This is a genomic window from Nocardioides limicola (assembly GCF_016827675.1).
Taxonomy (GTDB): domain Bacteria; phylum Actinomycetota; class Actinomycetes; order Propionibacteriales; family Nocardioidaceae; genus Nocardioides; species Nocardioides limicola.
The window spans coordinates 1-15,331 of record NZ_JAERJA010000009.1 but is presented as its reverse complement, the minus strand read 5'-3'; the positions used below and the strand labels follow the sequence as shown (position 1 = coordinate 15,331).

Genomic DNA, 15,331 nt, shown 5'->3' with positions numbered 1-15,331 from the left:
GGAGACTGGGATCACCCGAGAGAAGGAGTCTCCGATGCCCGTCCCCGCCCCACCCGTGACCGACGAACGCAGCGCCCTGCGCACCTACCTCCTCCAGCAACAGGACGCGTTCCGTGCCGTGGTGTTCGGCCTCGACCATGAGGCCCTCGGCCGTCGCCACGCACCCAGCGAACTGTGCCTGGGCGGGCTCCTCAAGCATGTGACCGCCGCTCAACGGGGGTGGCTGAGGGACGCCTTGGCTGCCCCGGAACTGGCTCCGCCGGTGCCGGAGGCCGAGTCCGCCTATGGCAGTGACTTCGTCTGGGGCCCGAGCGATGACCCGGCTGACGCGCTGGCCGCCTACGAGGAGGTCTGCGCCGACGTACTCGAGGCTGTCGAGCGACTCCCGTTGGACACTCCGGTTCCGGTTCCGGACGTGCCTTGGTTCCCCAAGGACGTCGCGCATTGGTCGGTTCGCTGGGTGTGGTTCCACCTGATCGAGGAGTTGGCACGCCATGCCGGCCACGCCGACCTGATCCGCGAGTCGATCGACGGGGCCACCATGTATGAGCTGATCGCCGGCTACGAGGGCTGGCCGGAGACGCCCTGGCTCAAGCCGTGGCGACCGGCCGCCTGATCCGAGGACGCCGCGAGCTCCCGTCCTGATCGGACGGGAGCTCGCGACGATGTGACTCAGTAGGTGTGGAACCCGCGACCGGTCTTGCGGCCCAGGGCACCCTCGGCCACCTTGGCCTCCAGGGTGGCGGCCGGGGCGAAGCCGGGCTCACCGAACTCGGCGAAGAGCTCCTTCTGGATGGCCAGCGAGACGTCGTTGCCGACCACGTCGAGGAGCGCGAAGGGGCCCATCGGGAAGCCGGTGGTCTCCTTGATCGCCGCGTCGATCTCGTCGATGCTCGCCACCCCCGACTCGGCGAGCTTCACCGCGTCGTTGAGGTAGGGGAAGAGCAGGCAGTTGACGATGAACCCGGACCGGTCACCGCAGGAGACGGCGACCTTCTTGACGTTGGCGCAGAGCGCGAGCACGGTCTCGTTGACCTCGGCCGAGGTCTGTTCGGTGGTGACGACCTCGACCAGCTTCATGATGGTCGCCGGGTTGAAGAAGTGCATCCCGATGACGGCCTCGGGGCGCGTGGTCGCCTCACCGAGCTTGGTGATCGGCATCGACGACGTCGTGGTGGCCAGGATCGCGCCGGGCTTGCAGATCCGGTCGAGGTCCTTGTAGAGCTCGGTCTTGATGGCGAGGTCCTCGGCGATGGCCTCGACGACGATGTCGACGTCGGCCAGGTCCTCGCGGGTGGTGGAGCCGGTCAGTCGACCCAGGGTGGCCTCCTTGTCGGCCTCCTCCAGGCGACCCTTCTCCACCAGCTTGCCGAGCCCCTTCTCGATGAAGGTCCGGACACCGGCGAGCTTGTCCTCGCCGCGGCCGACGAAGACCACGTCGTACCCGGCCTGCGCGAAGACCTGGACGATGCCCGACGCCATGGTGCCGGTGCCGACCACGCCGACCTTCGAGATCGACTGCTTCAGCTCCGGGGCGGCGGCTCCGCCTGCGGCGCCGGACTCGGCGAAGGTCGAGCCTTCGGCCACCAGCTTCTCCAGTACGTCGGCAGGCCGGTGCAGGTTGTCGCCGGTCTCGGCGAACCGGGCGGCGAGCTGGTCGCGGACCGCCGCGACACCGAGCTCGTCGATGGTCGCCAACGGACCCTGCGGGTAGCCGCACCCGAAACGCATCGCGTTGTCGATGTCGGTCGCGGACGCATAGCCCGACTCGAACATGCGCGCGGCGTGGTTGAGGTACGGCAGGATCAGCGTGTCGCGGAGGGTGGTCTGGTCGCTCATACCCGAAGCGTGCCACGCCTGCTACCGGCCGGTAATCCCCAGTTCAGCACTCGGACGCTCCCCGACCGACCCGGTCGCCACAAGCGCCTCGCTGGTCGAGTGTCGGCGAGGACGCCCAAGTTCCTCGGTGGTCGAGTGTCGGCGAGGACGCCCAAGTTCCTCGGTGGTCGAGTGTCGGCGAGGAACGAGCCGATGTATCGAGGCCACGGCGCCAGGTCAGTGGCCCAACTGCCACCAACGCTTCCGCTTCGGCTCGGCGGACGGGTCGAACGGCTCGCCGTTGAGCATCGTCTGCCGGGGAGCCGCAGGAGCCTCTGGAGGTGCCACCGGCGTCCCGAGCGGCGCCGTGGCCGCGTCGGGCGGCAGCACCCCCGCCTGCTCCAGCGCGCGTCGTACCCGCTCGGGCAACTCACTGGCCGAGGAGTACTCCGTGCCATCGACGGTGTACGACGAGACCGAGGTGGTGATGCTGCCCTCACCGAGCCCCCGCAACGCATCGAGTGCGGACCCGCCCTGGAGGAGGTCGGGGACCCCGTCGCCGTCGGCATCCGGGAGCGCCTGCGACAGCGCTGCCCGCACCTCGGGAGGCATCTGCTCCCAGGAGGTGTACTCCACCCCGTTCACGGTGATCTTCATCGATGGATCCATCGCTTCAGTCTCGCACCTGAACGTCGCTTCGGCATCCGGTTCGTGGCGGAACCGCACCGGCACGGGCGAGGACCACAGCGCGCTGGAACTCGGGTAGCCTCGGCTCCCGTGCGTCTCGTCGTTGCTCGCTGCCAGGTCGACTATGCCGGTCGACTCACCGCCCACCTGCCGATGGCGGATCGGGTGATCATGCTCAAGGGGGACGGGTCGGTGCTCATCCACTCCGACGGCGGCTCCTACAAGCCGCTCAACTGGATGAGCCCCCCGTGCACGTTCAGTGAGGGCACCGCCGACGACGGCCGGGCCGAGTGGACGGTGACCAACCCCAAGAGCGACGACACGTTGCGGATCCTGATCGATGAGATCCACCACGACACCTCCCACGAGCTGGGCATCGACCCCGGACTGCAGAAGGACGGGGTGGAGAAGCACCTGCAGGTCCTGCTGGCCGAGCACCCCGCCACCCTGGCCGACGGACTCATCCTGGTCCGGCGGGAGTACCCGACCCCGATCGGACCGGTGGACCTGATGTGCCGCGACGCGGCGGGCGCCTCGGTCGCGGTGGAGATCAAGCGCCGCGGCGAGATCGACGGTGTCGAGCAGCTCACCCGCTACCTCGAACTTCTGAACCGGGACACCCTGGTGGCGCCGGTGCGCGGCATCTTCGCCGCCCAGGAGATCAAGCCCCAGGCGCGGGTGCTCGCCGAGGACCGCGGCATCACCTGTGCCGTGGTCGACTACGACGCCCTGCGCGGGCTGGACGACCCCACCGAGCGTCTCTTCTAGGAACTCAGCGCTCGATCGAGGAGGTTCCGTACCACTTCGTCGTACTGGTGCCGGTCGAACGTGAAGGTCAACGCGGACAACTCACCGGCATTCTCGGCAATCGGCTCTTGACAGACCTGCCAGGCGAAGTCACGCCACACCACAACGCGATCGCCACGGACGATCTCGGCCGTCAGCGTCCCGCAGTACAGATGGAGATCGGCCTCGCACATCAGCAACGGCACCCGGCCATCAGGCATCACGGCGAACTCGGGCGGAGGCTCCTCGGCGAGGATCGCACGGAGGTAGTCGGCCTCGTAGCCGTGATTCGCCTGACCATTCCTGATCGGCGTGACCTGCTGCACCATCGGGCTCGGAGGGAACGACACCAACTGACGAAGCGGTACGCCGTCGACGGTCCACCCTTCGTACGCGCACTCCTGGCGGGTTTCCTTCGTGCGGAACCAACTGAAACTCAACTCGGTCAGCGTGACGACCTCCGGCCTCGTGCCGAGCACGACTGTCCCAGGGCGCATCGCTAGAGTCTGGCACGGCGGCGTCATCGAGGCCCACACCAGCCACGATGCTCGGGAGGCAGGAGGAACGGTGGTAGCCCTGCTCGGCGAAGGCGCGGCAATCAGGCTTCGCTCCCTGCCGCTGACCTACTCCGAGGTCGGCGCCACCGCCTCCGCGATGCCGCCCGGCTACCGACACCTCGCGCACTCCACCACGCTGCCTCGGGGTGCGTTCGAGGGGGCAGCCGAACTGCTGATGACCTGGGGCATGCACGAGCGCGCCGGGCTTCGGGTCCGCTCCTCGGCGCCGCGGGTCGCCCCCGACGAGGTCGTCAGCATGCGGGTGGGACCGAGCCTGCTGGGCATCGACGCGGTGTGCCGCGTCGTCTCGGTGATCGAGGAGCCGGATCGGGTCGGATTCGCCTACGGGACGCTGCCCGGCCATCCGGAGTCCGGCGAGGAAGCGTTCGTCCTCACCCGCCACGACGACGAAGCCACCTTCACGATCCGGGCCTTCTCCCGCCCCGCCACCAGGCTCGCCCGACTCGGCGGGCCGCTGAGCCGCCGGGCCCAGGACCATTTCACCCAGCGGTATCTTCGGGCGATCGACCCGGAGCGTCCGAGGAGGAGACGGTGAGCAGCCACCATCGCGAGGGAGGGCCGTTCTGACGTGCGGATCTTCCATCTCTGCACGGCCGCCGAGTGGGCCCAGGCACGCAGCGACGGCCAGTACGTCGGCTCCACGCGGGGCGCCTCCTTGGCCGAGGTCGGGTTCATCCATGCCTCCCGGGGTGACCAGTGGCAACGGATCCGCGACGCCCTCTACAGCGACGTGGACGAGCCGCTGGTGCTGCTGGTGATCGACCCCGAGCGACTCACCGCACCGGTCATCGACGAGATCGGCGACCCGACGACCGGAGAGACGTTCCCGCACATCTACGGCGCGGTGAACGTCGACGCCGTGGTCCAGGTGATCGACCTGGGCTCGGCACCCGCGGCCGACTCGGCGGACGCCCCCGCCGAGCCGGCGGCCCCCCTCGGCGTCACGGCTCCGGTGCCCTCGAGTGAGCAGCCGTCGAAGAGCTTCATGCAACTCTTCCTCGAGGAGATCATCTTCCGGATCGCGCTCGGCTTCGGCGTGATCACCGTCGCTGGGGCGGTCGGCATCGCCGCACAGACGACCCTCGGCCCCCACGCCGGGTTCTGGTCGGCGATCGCTGTGCTGGTCGTGGGCACGCTGATCGCGACCCGACTGGTCCGTGCCAGGGAGCGCAGCATCGAGCGCCCCCGGCCATGCCCGGGCTCCTCACAGCAGTGAGACGACCTCCTCGGCACTCCCCCACGAGCAGGTGACCCCGGCGCCCCCGTGCCCGTAGCAGTGCACCACATCCCCGACCCGCTCGAGTCGCACCGCGGGCCGCACCGGGCGCAGCCCCACCCGATGGCCGAGGACCTCGGCATCGGCCAGCGCCGGCACCAGCCTGCGAGCCCTGTCCAGGATCTGAGCGGCGGTCTCCGGGGACGGCGTACGACTCCACTCCCCTTCCTGGTCGGTGCCCCCGACGATGACGTCGTTGCTGCGGGGCACCACGTACGTCGGCCCGGACGCGTCGAGCCACCAGCGCTCCAAGCCGAACTGGGCAACCCGCACTACTTGTCCCCGCACCGGCACCAGGCTCGAGTCGTCTGCCAGCATCCTGGCTCCCAGTCCTGCGCAGTCCACGATCACGTTGCCCGGGGCCGGCTCGGGCAGCCCGCGCAGGCTGATCCGGGTGAGGGTGCCGCCGAGTTCCCGGACCCTGGCCGCGAGCCAGGCCAGATAGATGGGCATCTCCACCACCGGAGTCCGGAAGGTCCACCCGTCCGCGAATCCGGTCGGCAGCAGCGACTCGCGGGCCAGCCGGGGCACCGCGTCGGACCACCACGGGTCCGGGGTCGGCGCTGCGAACACCTCGGTGCCCTCACGCATCACCACCCCCGACTCGGGGTCGGTGTCGGCGAGGGCGTCGAAGACGGTGTACGTCGTCTGCGACCAGGCGCTCACTCGCTGCTGCGGCAGCGCCCGGTAGGGGTACCAGATGGCGGCCGCCACCGCCGAGGTGGTCTCCAGCGGCAGGTCACGGGCCAGTACGTCGACCCGGTAGCCGGCCTCCAGCAACCGGACCGCACAACTGAGGCCGATCACCCCGGCGCCGACGACGGTCACACGCGACATGGGTCGAGTGTGCCGCATCCGGCGCCCGAGTGGGTCAGGCTCCGGCGGCCGGGGGTGCGGTCGGGTCCGCGTCGCCGCCGCCGGTCTCCCGGGCGACGTACTCCTCGATGTCGTTGAGGTCATCCTGGCTGCGGGTGACCACGGCCAGCAGGTCGCTCATGGTGGCGACCTCCTCGACCTGCTCCTTGACGAACCACGCCATGAACTGCTCGGCGGCGTAGTCGTCGCTCTCGCGTGCGGTCCGCACCAAGGCATTGATCTGCTGGGTGACTCGCTTCTCCTGCTCCAGCGCCAGAGCGACCGGCTCGACGACGCCGTCGAAGGTGGAGGTGGGCGCGTCGACGGCGGGGATACGCACGTCGGCGTCGGTGTCGAGCAGGTACTGCACCATCATCATCGCGTGGTCGCGCTCCTCGAGCGCCTGGGCGTAGAAGAACGCCGCCGTCTGCGGCATCGTCAAACCGTCGTAGTGGACGGCGCAGGCGAGGTACTGGTTGTGAGCGGCCAGCTCGTTGCCGATCTGGGCATTGAGCAGGTCAGCGAAGGGAGACGCAGTCATGAGCCAGAGCCTATCTGCCAGGTGCCGCCGAGCCGGACTCCGGTCGAGAGACCTTCATGGCTGGCTGGGATGCGGCAGAAGCACCTCGAGCCGGTCGATGCCCTCGGCGCCCGGAATCGGGCGGCAGACCCCGTCCGGCACCGTGCAGGTGATCCAGGTGGCGAGCGCGTCGGTGTCGGCCCAGCCCGCCTCGGTCGGTGCCTCGTCGACCACCGCCCCGAACGCGGTGGTCTCGTCCAGCCAGCGACTCAAGCCCCAACTCGGGCCAGGCGCCTCGGGGACCAGCACGTCCCCGTCAGCAGAGACGAAGTGACTCCGTGGGTGGGTCGTCGCGATCGCCCAGGTGCCCTCGGTGTTCCACGGTCCCGGGTACCGGATCGACGGATCGTCATAGCGTGGGGCAGTCCATGGCAGCGCCTCCTCGTCTGCCACCCAGGCAGTGCCGCCGGAAGCCAGGTCGACGGCGAGTACGCCCTCGGTGGTGGCAACCCAGGCGAACTCGTTACTGACACCAAGCACACCGGGGGGCGACTCCTCGTAGAGCCACGGCAGGTCGGGGACATGATCGGGGTCATCGCTCTCCCACCCCATCCCCTGCCGGCTTCGGACGACCTCGTGCCCTCGCTCCAGGTCGATGATCACCGCCTCTGCGACCGGGTAGTCGTACTGCTCGGTCGGCCCCGAGACCCGGTCGATGTAGGCGAGGTAGCGCCCGTCCGGGGAGGCATGCAGGCTGCGCCAATCGATCCGGGCGCCCGTGTCCTGGACGCCATCACGGTCGGCGAAGAAGAGGTACGCCGCGGGGATCCCGTCGGACTCGGAGGCTGCCAGGTCGCGAGCCTCCTCGTCGGAGCTCACGAAGTAGACGCCACCGCCAGCGGCCACGAAGCGCAGCACCTGGTGGCCCAGGTCGAGCCGGGTGCCGTCACCGAGGTGCAGCACCGAGCCAGTCACCCACATCGGCTCGGCCTGCTCGACGGGGTTCACAGCCGTCGGCCACGAGGCTCCTGTACCACCCTCCGACGCACACGACCCCAGCAGCAGCCCGACGAGCAGAGCCACCAGACTCAGCGCACGATATGCGCCCCGCGCGGTGCTCACGACTCACCGAAGAGGTCGCGGAGCCGACCGAAGATCCCCCCGACGCCGGCGTCGGTCTCCTCGTAGTCGCGGGCGGCAGCGACCAGATCATCGGCGGTGATGTCGGCGCTGACACGGCTCTCCTCCAGCCAGCGCGCGGTCTCGTCGAGGTGCTCGCCCACGGCACCGGCGAACTCGACCGCACCAGGCACAACGCCGAGGCTCGCGGGCGGGAGGGCCAGGCTCTCGATCCGTTTGCGGGCCGTCTCGAGGCCGTTCTCGGCTTCTCGGAAGAGGCTGCTCGCCTCGGTGAGCGTGGCCGGCTCGACCTCGATGCCATGCCCGTCGAGGCCGACCTCGGCGTAGGGGGTGACCGTCATCTTCATCTGCGCCCACAGCGACTCGAACGAGCCGCCCGTGGGAGCGGAGAAGGAATCCGCCCCGGCCTCAGTGGTGGTCAACAACGCATCCGGTAGGGCAACCACACCCTGGGTCATGTTCGGCAACTCCACCGTCTCGAGAGGCTCACCGAGTGATCCTTCGCGACCCAGCACCTGACTGAGCGGATAGCTCTGCAGAGTGCTGGCATGGTGGCGGCCATAGGAGGTGCTGAAGACGATGGTGTCCCCCTTGACCGCGATGCCCTGCGTCTGCGGCGGGCTCGGGAACGGGCCCCGCTCATCGACCCAACTGCCGGTCCGCTCGTCCCAGGTGTAGGTGTAGAGCCTGCCAGGGGTCTCCTTGGCGAAGGTGCTGACATACAGGGTGTTGCCGACGATGGTGGTGGTGGCGCCAGCGGCGACCTGTTGCCGGTCGGCCGACGGCTTGACTGTGGCCCCGGGCGCCGCCTCGCGCAACTGGGTCATCGAGTACGGGTAGACGTGCGGCGGCTTCCCCGACGAGGTGACCCAAACCGTGTCGCCGTGCACGGCGACCCCACCGGCGTGGTCCGGTGGCCCCACGTTGTGCGGACCGCTGGGATCGATGGCTTCGCCGAGTCCGACTGTGTTGATCAGCCTCCCGGTGTCGGGGTCGACCAGGGAGAGTTGCGCTTGGTCGAAGCCGTCGCCCACCTTCTGGTATGACGCCTGGAGCAACAGACCGGTCGCCGGGTCGTAGCCCAGCCCCTGGGGGATCCATCCGTCGTCGTCACCGGTGGCCAGGGTGTTCGGGATGATCGGACCGAGGTTGATAGGGGTCTCAAGGTCGTGACGCATGCTCCGACTGAGGCCATGCTTGAGCCACTCACTCAGCTGCTCCGACAGCGGGTCGCTCACCACGAAGTCGCGTGCCTCGACGAGCCGGTCGCGGTACACCTGCTGGATCCCGCGCTGCGCCAGCATCACTGCGGCCCGGAAGAGGAGCAGGTGCGCTGCGCTGGTGATCTGCGGCTTCTGTGCTCGCCATTGCCCGATGACATGGTCGGCGGCCTCGACCATCCAGCGGTACGAGTCCGCCACCATCCGCAAAGCCAACTCGGCCCGGTTGAGGCGGACGAAGGAAACCTCGGCGGCTGCCCTAGTGGTCCACGCCTCCATGTTGAAACGGGTTCGCCGACCCGGGCTCACCCAGTCGGGCTTGTCCGCTGCGTATCTGATCAGGGCGACGTTGGCACTGACTTCGGTCATCACGTCTGCGACAGCGGTCTCCACGCCGGTGATGGTCGTGAAGTTGCCGGACGTCATCTCTGCGTGGATGGTCTCCGGGCCGCTCATCGGGCTCCTCGGTGTTCGGGCGTACAAGTGTCACCTTGGCATACCCAGCCCGGAAGCGTTTGAAACCTCAGGCGGCCTTCTGCAGCTGCTTCTTGGTGACCTTCTTGCCGTCGACTCGCACCAGGGCCCGCTTCTTGACGGTGTACCCGTCGGGCAGGTTGCCTTCCTTGAGCAGTCGGATCGGGCAGCGCTTGCAGCGTGACTTGCTGACACAGCACTTCACCTTCGGCTGCACCGCGTTGGTCTTCTTCTTGGCCACACACACAGGTTAGGCCAACCTAATGAGGTATGCCTAACCTGAATCTCACCGTGTGGACGTGAGACCGGCCACTCCCCCGGCCGGTCGACGAGCCTCAGGCGAGGCCGTTGGCCTTGCGGATCACGTCCACGATGCCGTCCATGATCCCGGTGAGCCCGAAGTCCTTGGGCGTGTAGACGGCCGCCACACCTTGTCCCAGCAATGCCTTGCCGTCGGTGTCGGGGATGATCCCGCCGACGATCACCGGTACGTCGTCGAGGCCGGCCTCCCGCAGGCCGTCCAGGACCGCCGGCACCAACTCCATGTGGGAGCCGGAGAGGATGGACAGCCCGACGCAGTGCACGTCCTCGGCCACCGCCGCGGCGACGATCTGCTCCGGGGTGAGCCGGATGCCCTGGTAGATGACCTCGAACCCGGCGTCCCGGGCCCGGACCGCGACCTGCTCGGCGCCGTTGGAGTGCCCGTCCAGCCCCGGCTTGCCGACCAGCAGCCGCAACCGGCCGCCCAGTTCCTCACCGGTGGCCTGCACCCGGTCCCGGACCGCAGACAGCTCCGCGCCGGCGTCGGCCACACCCACGGCTCCGGCGACGCCGGTGGGAGCCCGGAACTCGCCGAAAACCTCGCGCAGAGTGCCGGCCCACTCGCCGGTGGTGGCCCCGGCGCGGGCGCAGGCGAGGGTGGCGTCCATCAGGTTGACGTCGCTCTTGGCGTCGGCGGCCAGCCGGGCCAGCGCCTCGGCCACCGCGTTGTCGTCGCGCTGCGCCTTCCAGGCCTCGACGGAGGCGATGGCGGCCCGCTCGGCCTCGGGGTCGGCGGTCTGGATCGCGCCGTCCAGATCCGCGGTCAGCGGGGACTGCTCGGTGGTGGTGAACTTGTTGACGCCGACGATGATCTCGTCACCGGACTCGATCCGGCCCCGGCGCTCGGCATGAGCCGACACCAGCGCCTCCTTCATGTAGCCGGACTCGACCGCGGCGATGGCACCGCCCATGGCCTGGACCCGGTCCATCTCCTCGCGGGCACCGGCGACCAGCTCGGCCACCTTCGCCTCGATCACGTGCGAGCCGTTGAAGATGTCGTCGTACTCCAACAGGTCGGACTCGAAGGCGAGCACCTGCTGGAAGCGCAGCGACCATTGCTGGTCCCACGGACGCGGCAGCCCGAGCGCCTCGTTCCAGGCCGGCAGCTGTACGGCGCGGGCCCGGGCGTCCTTGGACAGGGTCACGCCGAGCATCTCCAGCACGATCCGCTGGACGTTGTTCTCCGGCTGCGCCTCGGTGAGACCGAGCGAGTTCACCTGGACGCCGTAGCGGAACCGGCGCATCTTCGGGTCGGTGACGCCGTACCGCTCCCGAGTGATCTCGTCCCAGAGCTCGACGAAGGCCCGCATCTTGCAGGTCTCCTCCACGAACCGGACCCCGGCGTTGACGAAGAAGCTGATCCGGCCGACCACCTTCTCGAAGTCGGCCTCGTCGATCTGGCCGGCGTCGCGGACCGCGTCGAGGACGGCGATCGCGGTGCAGAGCGCGTAGGCCAACTCCTGCTTGGGCGTGGCGCCGGCCTCCTGCAGGTGGTAGCTGCAGATGTTGATCGGGTTCCACTTGGGGATCTGGTGGACCGTGTAGGCGATCATGTCGCTGATCAGCCGCAAGGAGTGCTCCGGCGGGAACACGTAGGTGCCCCGGGACAGGTACTCCTTGATGATGTCGTTCTGCGTGGTCCCGGCGAGCTGATGGGCCACCTCGGTGGGCGACAGGTCGGGGTTCTGCTCCTCGGCGGCGACCTGGTACATCGCCAACAGCCACATCGCGGTGGCGTTGATGGTCATCGAGGTGTTCATCCCGGTGAGCGGGATCTGGTCGAAGAGCTTGCGCATCTCGCCCAGGTGCGGCACCGGTACGCCGACCTTGCCGACCTCGCCGCGGGCCAGCGGCGAGTCCGGGTCGTACCCGGTCTGGGTGGGCAGGTCGAAGGCGACCGAGAGTCCGGTCTGCCCCTTGGCGAGGTTGGTGCGGTACAACTCGTTGGACGCTTCGGCGGTCGAATGGCCGGCGTAGGTCCTCATCACCCAGGGGCGATCCTTTTCAGGAGTGCTCATGAGGAGTCAGGGTATGCCGAATCCCACACCCGAGCCACTGGTCTCAGGTGTGGTGAATCCGACACTGCTCCCGGCCGCGAGCGGTGAGCCGCCACACCAGCAGCGGCACGGCCACCACCACCAGCACCGTGCCGGTCAGGGCGCCGATGGTCAGGCCGGTCTCACCCAGGAGCTGCCAGCCCAGGTCCGGCAGCCCGCCCAATAGCGCGGCGGAGCCGGGCAGCAGCACCATCCAGAGCAGCTTCTCCCGACGCGACCACAGCCCGGAGAGCCCGACCAGGACGGCCGCGGCGAGCCACAGGGGCAGCGCGAACACGCCGGCCGCCAAGGCCCCGAGGATGGCGGCGCCGGCGGGGTAGAACACCTCGGTACTGACGACTCCGTTCACCTCCTCGGAGGTGGTGGTGACCACCGGAGCGAAGGCGACGTAGCTCAGCAGCAGGATCAGCAGGCCCAGCAGCTGCAGCAGCGCCACCACCACCGGCACCGCCGCCCGGTCGGCGGCGCGGGTCGGCTCAGCGGCGGGCCCACCGTGCTCGGCGTACGCCGCTCGGGCGACCGACTCCGGGGGGCCGAGCTCGGCCAGCACCTGCGCCACCTCGGTGGGGCGCTCAGCCACGGCTGCCTCAAGGTGCTCGCGGACCCCAGCGAGCACCTCAGCCCGATCGGCGGGGTCCAGTGGCGTCAGCAGTGACGTCAACGCGTCCAGGTAGCGGATCACCTCGGGGTGTTCGGTGGCGTTCATGGGGTTCCTCCCGTTTCAACGATGTCATCGACTGCGTTCCGGAATCTGGGCCAGACTCCGACGAAGGTGTCCAGCGCCTCGCGGCCACTGGAGGTGAGCTCGTAGTACCGACGGGGTGGCCCTTCGGCCGACTCCTGCCAGATCGTGGAGACCATGCCGGCCTTCCGCAGTCGGGCGAGCAGCGGATACAGGGTGCCCTCACTGGCCAGCAGCAGCCCGTCCCCGCCGAGGCTGCGCGCCAGGTCGAGTCCGTAGCGACTGCCGTCGGCCAACGTGGCCAGCACGCAGTACTCCAACGCACCACGTCTCAGGTGGGTGAGGATGGCGTCGTCACTGGGTACCATGCGAGACAAGGTACCCAGTGACGCCACTAAACGCAAGCGCTACCGTGAACCCATGGTCAACCTCACCCGCATCTACACCCGCACCGGCGACGCCGGGAGCACCCGCCTGGGCGACATGAGCGAGACGGCCAAGACCGATCTCCGCCTCGCGGCGTACGCCGACGTGGACGAGACGAATGCTCAGATCGGGGTGGCGGTGGCCACCGGCGCACTGGAGCCCGACGTGGTCACGGTGTTGACCCGGATCCAGAACGACCTCTTCGATGTCGGGGCCGACCTGTCCACCCCGGTCGTGGAGAACCCCGAGTACCCGCCGTTGCGGGTCGAGCAGTCCTACATCGACCGGCTCGAGGAGTGGTGCGATCACTACAACGCGGACCTGCCCGCGTTGCGCTCGTTCATCCTCAATGGCGGTACCCAGGCAGCGGCGCAACTGCACGTGGCCCGCACCGTGTGCCGCCGTGCCGAGCGGTCGGCCTGGGCTGCGTACGCCGAGCACGCCGAGGTGATGAATCTGCTGGCGATCACCTACCTGAACCGGCTCTCGGACCTGCTCTTCATCCTGGCCAGGTACGCGAACCGCGAACAGGGCGACGTGCTGTGGGTGCCGGGCGGCGAGCGCGGCGAGTCGTAACGCCCGCGTCACCTCACAGCGCCGGGTCTCTGCCAAACTACGCCCCGTGGACCGCTTCTTCGGCATCAGCAATCAGGGATCGTCGTACCGGGTCGAGACGGTGGCCGGCACCACCACGTTCCTGGCGATGGCCTACATCCTGTTCGTACGAACCCGCCGAACCCACGCCACGGCGCGATCCTACCGATCCCTATTTAGTGCCTTGACGGCACACTAACCGCACGCATCGTCGCAGGTCAGCGAGATCTGCCACTCGCAAATCAGTTCAGGTGACCCAACTCAGGCCGTAGGTGTAGGTGTAGGTGTAGGTGTACGTGGCGAGACCATCGCTCTGTGTGGCCAAGCGTCCAGCAGCATCGTAAGTGGTGAGGGCAGTCGTGCCGATCAAGTTCGCCCACAGCCGCTACTTCACTGACCAGTTGAGACTGAACCAACGAACGTCATCCAGATGGCAACTCCGGGGCGTTCAGAAGGCTCGATCCCGCCGGGATTGACGGCGATTCTCACTAACCCAAGTTCGGGCAGTTGGCATTGCAGATGAGCGTCCGCGACAGCATCGACTTCCTCCACGACAGGACCGATCTCATGATCATCGCATCGCAAGCGCCGTAGCACCTCTACCGCTTCGGCAGCGTCGCTCGCATCGATACGAGCCTCCACCCCGTAATAGTTCAGTACTGACTCCGAGCACGACCCAGAAAGTTTCAACGCTGCGAGGGGTGGCGAGTAGAACACGTCAAGCACTGCAAGAGCATCCGCCGCCACCTGACGTTCGTGGCAGTCGACGGGTTGGCGGACCCAATCCACAGCAGCCGAGAGCCCAAAACCTAGTACGACTCCAACCACGATACCCCCAGCCATACACACACGGCGCCTCGATCGTGGAACCGGAACTTGCGCATCGAAAGAAGTCAAAGCCTATACCCCGCACCCCGGCTGAACAGCCAGTCCGCATGGGCGCCTATTCGACGCAAGAACGTCTCCATCCCCGACGCTGCCCTGAACCATCCTCGAACAAGGCCAGAATTGCCTGCGTACCACCTGAGCGCGTAGGCATTGTTGGCTCGATCACGCCTGGAATCTTGCGCTTCAGCATAGGTGCCGTGCTTGATCAAGCCATACTCGTGCGCCCAGCCAATATCGCGGGTCTGTCGGAAACTTTGTGTAAGTGGGCATCGGCTCAGTTGAGACCCAGGCGGTCGCCGTAGGTCATGGACAAGACGTTGAGGATGTTCTTCCAGCCGGCGATCCGGCCGCTGGGGTTGGGCCGGTTCACTTCGCGATGCCGCACGGCGAGGTAGAGGACCTTGAGCGCGGACTGCTCGTCGGGGAAGTGCCCGCGCCGCCGTGTCGCGGCCCGGAACCGGGCGTTGAGGGACTCGATCGCGTTGGTGGTGTAGATGATCTTGCGGACCTCGACGGGGAAGTCGAGGAACGGCACGAACTCGGCCCACGCGTTGCGCCACAGCTTGATCATCGCCGGGTACTTCACTTCCCACTCCTCGGCGAAGATCTCGAACTCGAACTCCGCGGCCTCCACGGTCGGCGCGGTGTAGATCCGACGCAGTTGCCCGGTGATCTTCTGCCAGTGCTGCTTGGAGGAGTACCGCAGGCTGTTGCGGACCAGGTGCACCACACAGGTCTGCACGACCGCTTGGGGCCAGACCGCGTTGATCGCCTCCGGGAGACCCTTGAGGCCGTCGCAACAGACAATGCATGCGTCGAGGATGCCACGGTTCTTCAGGTCGGTCAGCATGTTGATCCACTGCTTGGCTCCTTCGCCGCCCGAGGGGCCGACCCACATGCCCAGAACATCCCTAAAGCCGTCGAGGTTCACGCCCATCGCCACGTACACAGGCCGGTTGGCGACGCTGCCCTCGCGGACCTTGAGCACGATCGCATCGATGATGATCAC

19 protein-coding genes are annotated in these 15,331 nt (G+C 68.0%); 6 read left to right on the top strand and 13 right to left on the bottom strand.

What is annotated here, in order from left to right; all coding sequences use genetic code 11:
* Positions 1 to 34 precede the first annotated feature (34 nt).
* Complete coding sequence (locus JKG67_RS14320) at positions 35 to 616, top strand: DinB family protein (protein ID WP_203338016.1); 582 nt, start codon at positions 35 to 37, stop codon at positions 614 to 616.
* A 56-nt stretch (positions 617 to 672) separates the two neighbouring features.
* Here JKG67_RS14320 and JKG67_RS14315 read toward each other — a convergent pair whose 3' ends face one another.
* Positions 673 to 1,839, bottom strand: a complete 1,167-nt coding sequence (locus JKG67_RS14315) for a 3-hydroxyacyl-CoA dehydrogenase NAD-binding domain-containing protein (protein WP_203338015.1) — start codon at positions 1,837 to 1,839, stop codon at positions 673 to 675.
* Positions 1,840 to 2,055: 216 nt separating this feature from the next.
* Positions 2,056 to 2,475: a hypothetical protein gene (locus JKG67_RS14310; RefSeq protein ID WP_203338014.1), complete on the bottom strand. Its 420-nt coding sequence runs from the start codon at positions 2,473 to 2,475 to the stop codon at positions 2,056 to 2,058.
* 120 nt (positions 2,476 to 2,595) lie between these two features.
* Between JKG67_RS14310 and nucS the strand changes: the two genes are divergently transcribed.
* Complete coding sequence (gene nucS / locus JKG67_RS14305; protein ID WP_203338013.1) at positions 2,596 to 3,273, top strand: endonuclease NucS; 678 nt, start codon at positions 2,596 to 2,598, stop codon at positions 3,271 to 3,273.
* Here the strand turns inward: nucS and JKG67_RS14300 are convergent.
* Positions 3,270 to 3,827 (bottom strand): hypothetical protein, encoded by a 558-nt coding sequence (locus JKG67_RS14300; protein ID WP_203338012.1) that lies wholly within the window; start codon positions 3,825 to 3,827, stop codon positions 3,270 to 3,272. The genes nucS and JKG67_RS14300 overlap by 4 nt on opposite strands.
* A 31-nt stretch (positions 3,828 to 3,858) precedes the next feature.
* On the opposite strand from JKG67_RS14300, the gene JKG67_RS14295 reads away from it, so the two are divergent.
* Together JKG67_RS14295 and JKG67_RS14290 are read left to right on the top strand one after the other, a co-directional pair.
* Positions 3,859 to 4,404: a DUF1990 domain-containing protein gene (locus JKG67_RS14295; protein WP_307816580.1), complete on the top strand. Its 546-nt coding sequence runs from the start codon at positions 3,859 to 3,861 to the stop codon at positions 4,402 to 4,404.
* Positions 4,405 to 4,437: 33 nt separating this feature from the next.
* Positions 4,438 to 5,085, top strand: a complete 648-nt coding sequence (locus JKG67_RS14290; protein ID WP_203338011.1) for a DUF952 domain-containing protein — start codon at positions 4,438 to 4,440, stop codon at positions 5,083 to 5,085.
* Here JKG67_RS14290 and JKG67_RS14285 read toward each other — a convergent pair.
* From JKG67_RS14285 to JKG67_RS14250, 8 genes are all read right to left on the bottom strand, one after another.
* A complete protein-coding gene (locus JKG67_RS14285; protein WP_203338010.1) occupies positions 5,074 to 5,982 on the bottom strand; it encodes an FAD-dependent oxidoreductase in 909 nt (302 codons plus the stop codon). The two genes, JKG67_RS14290 and JKG67_RS14285, sit on opposite strands and share 12 nt — an antisense overlap.
* A 34-nt stretch (positions 5,983 to 6,016) precedes the next feature.
* On the bottom strand, positions 6,017 to 6,541 hold the full coding sequence (locus tag JKG67_RS14280; RefSeq protein WP_203338009.1) for a ferritin: 525 nt from the start codon (positions 6,539 to 6,541) through the stop codon (positions 6,017 to 6,019).
* Between the two features lie 54 nt (positions 6,542 to 6,595).
* Positions 6,596 to 7,603, bottom strand: coding sequence for a hypothetical protein (locus tag JKG67_RS14275; protein ID WP_203338008.1), 1,008 nt, complete (start codon positions 7,601 to 7,603; stop codon positions 6,596 to 6,598).
* A gap of 35 nt (positions 7,604 to 7,638) precedes the next feature.
* On the bottom strand, positions 7,639 to 9,336 hold the full coding sequence (locus JKG67_RS14270) for a hypothetical protein (RefSeq protein ID WP_203338007.1): 1,698 nt from the start codon (positions 9,334 to 9,336) through the stop codon (positions 7,639 to 7,641).
* A gap of 67 nt (positions 9,337 to 9,403) precedes the next feature.
* Positions 9,404 to 9,595: a hypothetical protein gene (locus tag JKG67_RS14265; RefSeq protein WP_203338171.1), complete on the bottom strand. Its 192-nt coding sequence runs from the start codon at positions 9,593 to 9,595 to the stop codon at positions 9,404 to 9,406.
* Between the two features lie 94 nt (positions 9,596 to 9,689).
* On the bottom strand, positions 9,690 to 11,693 hold the full coding sequence (locus JKG67_RS14260) for an ethylmalonyl-CoA mutase (RefSeq protein ID WP_203338006.1): 2,004 nt from the start codon (positions 11,691 to 11,693) through the stop codon (positions 9,690 to 9,692).
* Between the two features lie 43 nt (positions 11,694 to 11,736).
* Entirely contained in the window at positions 11,737 to 12,438 is a 702-nt protein-coding gene (locus tag JKG67_RS14255) for an HAAS signaling domain-containing protein (protein ID WP_203338005.1), read from the bottom strand.
* A complete protein-coding gene (locus JKG67_RS14250) occupies positions 12,435 to 12,782 on the bottom strand; it encodes a PadR family transcriptional regulator (protein WP_203338004.1) in 348 nt (115 codons plus the stop codon). Before JKG67_RS14250 ends, JKG67_RS14255 begins: the two co-directional genes overlap by 4 nt.
* A gap of 52 nt (positions 12,783 to 12,834) precedes the next feature.
* On the opposite strand from JKG67_RS14250, the gene JKG67_RS14245 reads away from it, so the two are divergent.
* Positions 12,835 to 13,416 (top strand): cob(I)yrinic acid a,c-diamide adenosyltransferase, encoded by a 582-nt coding sequence (locus JKG67_RS14245; RefSeq protein WP_203338003.1) that lies wholly within the window; start codon positions 12,835 to 12,837, stop codon positions 13,414 to 13,416.
* Between the two features lie 46 nt (positions 13,417 to 13,462).
* Complete coding sequence (locus tag JKG67_RS14240) at positions 13,463 to 13,633, top strand: hypothetical protein (RefSeq protein WP_203338002.1); 171 nt, start codon at positions 13,463 to 13,465, stop codon at positions 13,631 to 13,633.
* Positions 13,634 to 13,824: 191 nt separating this feature from the next.
* Here the strand turns inward: JKG67_RS14240 and JKG67_RS14235 are convergent, their stop codons facing one another.
* Both JKG67_RS14235 and JKG67_RS14230 read right to left on the bottom strand, forming a co-directional pair.
* Positions 13,825 to 14,160 carry a hypothetical protein gene (locus tag JKG67_RS14235; RefSeq protein ID WP_203338001.1) on the bottom strand — a complete coding sequence of 112 codons (336 nt, stop codon included), beginning with the start codon at positions 14,158 to 14,160 and terminating at the stop codon, positions 13,825 to 13,827.
* Positions 14,161 to 14,596: 436 nt separating this feature from the next.
* Positions 14,597 to 15,331, bottom strand: a 735-nt coding sequence (locus tag JKG67_RS14230; RefSeq protein ID WP_203338000.1) for an IS256 family transposase, incomplete at its 5' end; no start/stop codon positions are given.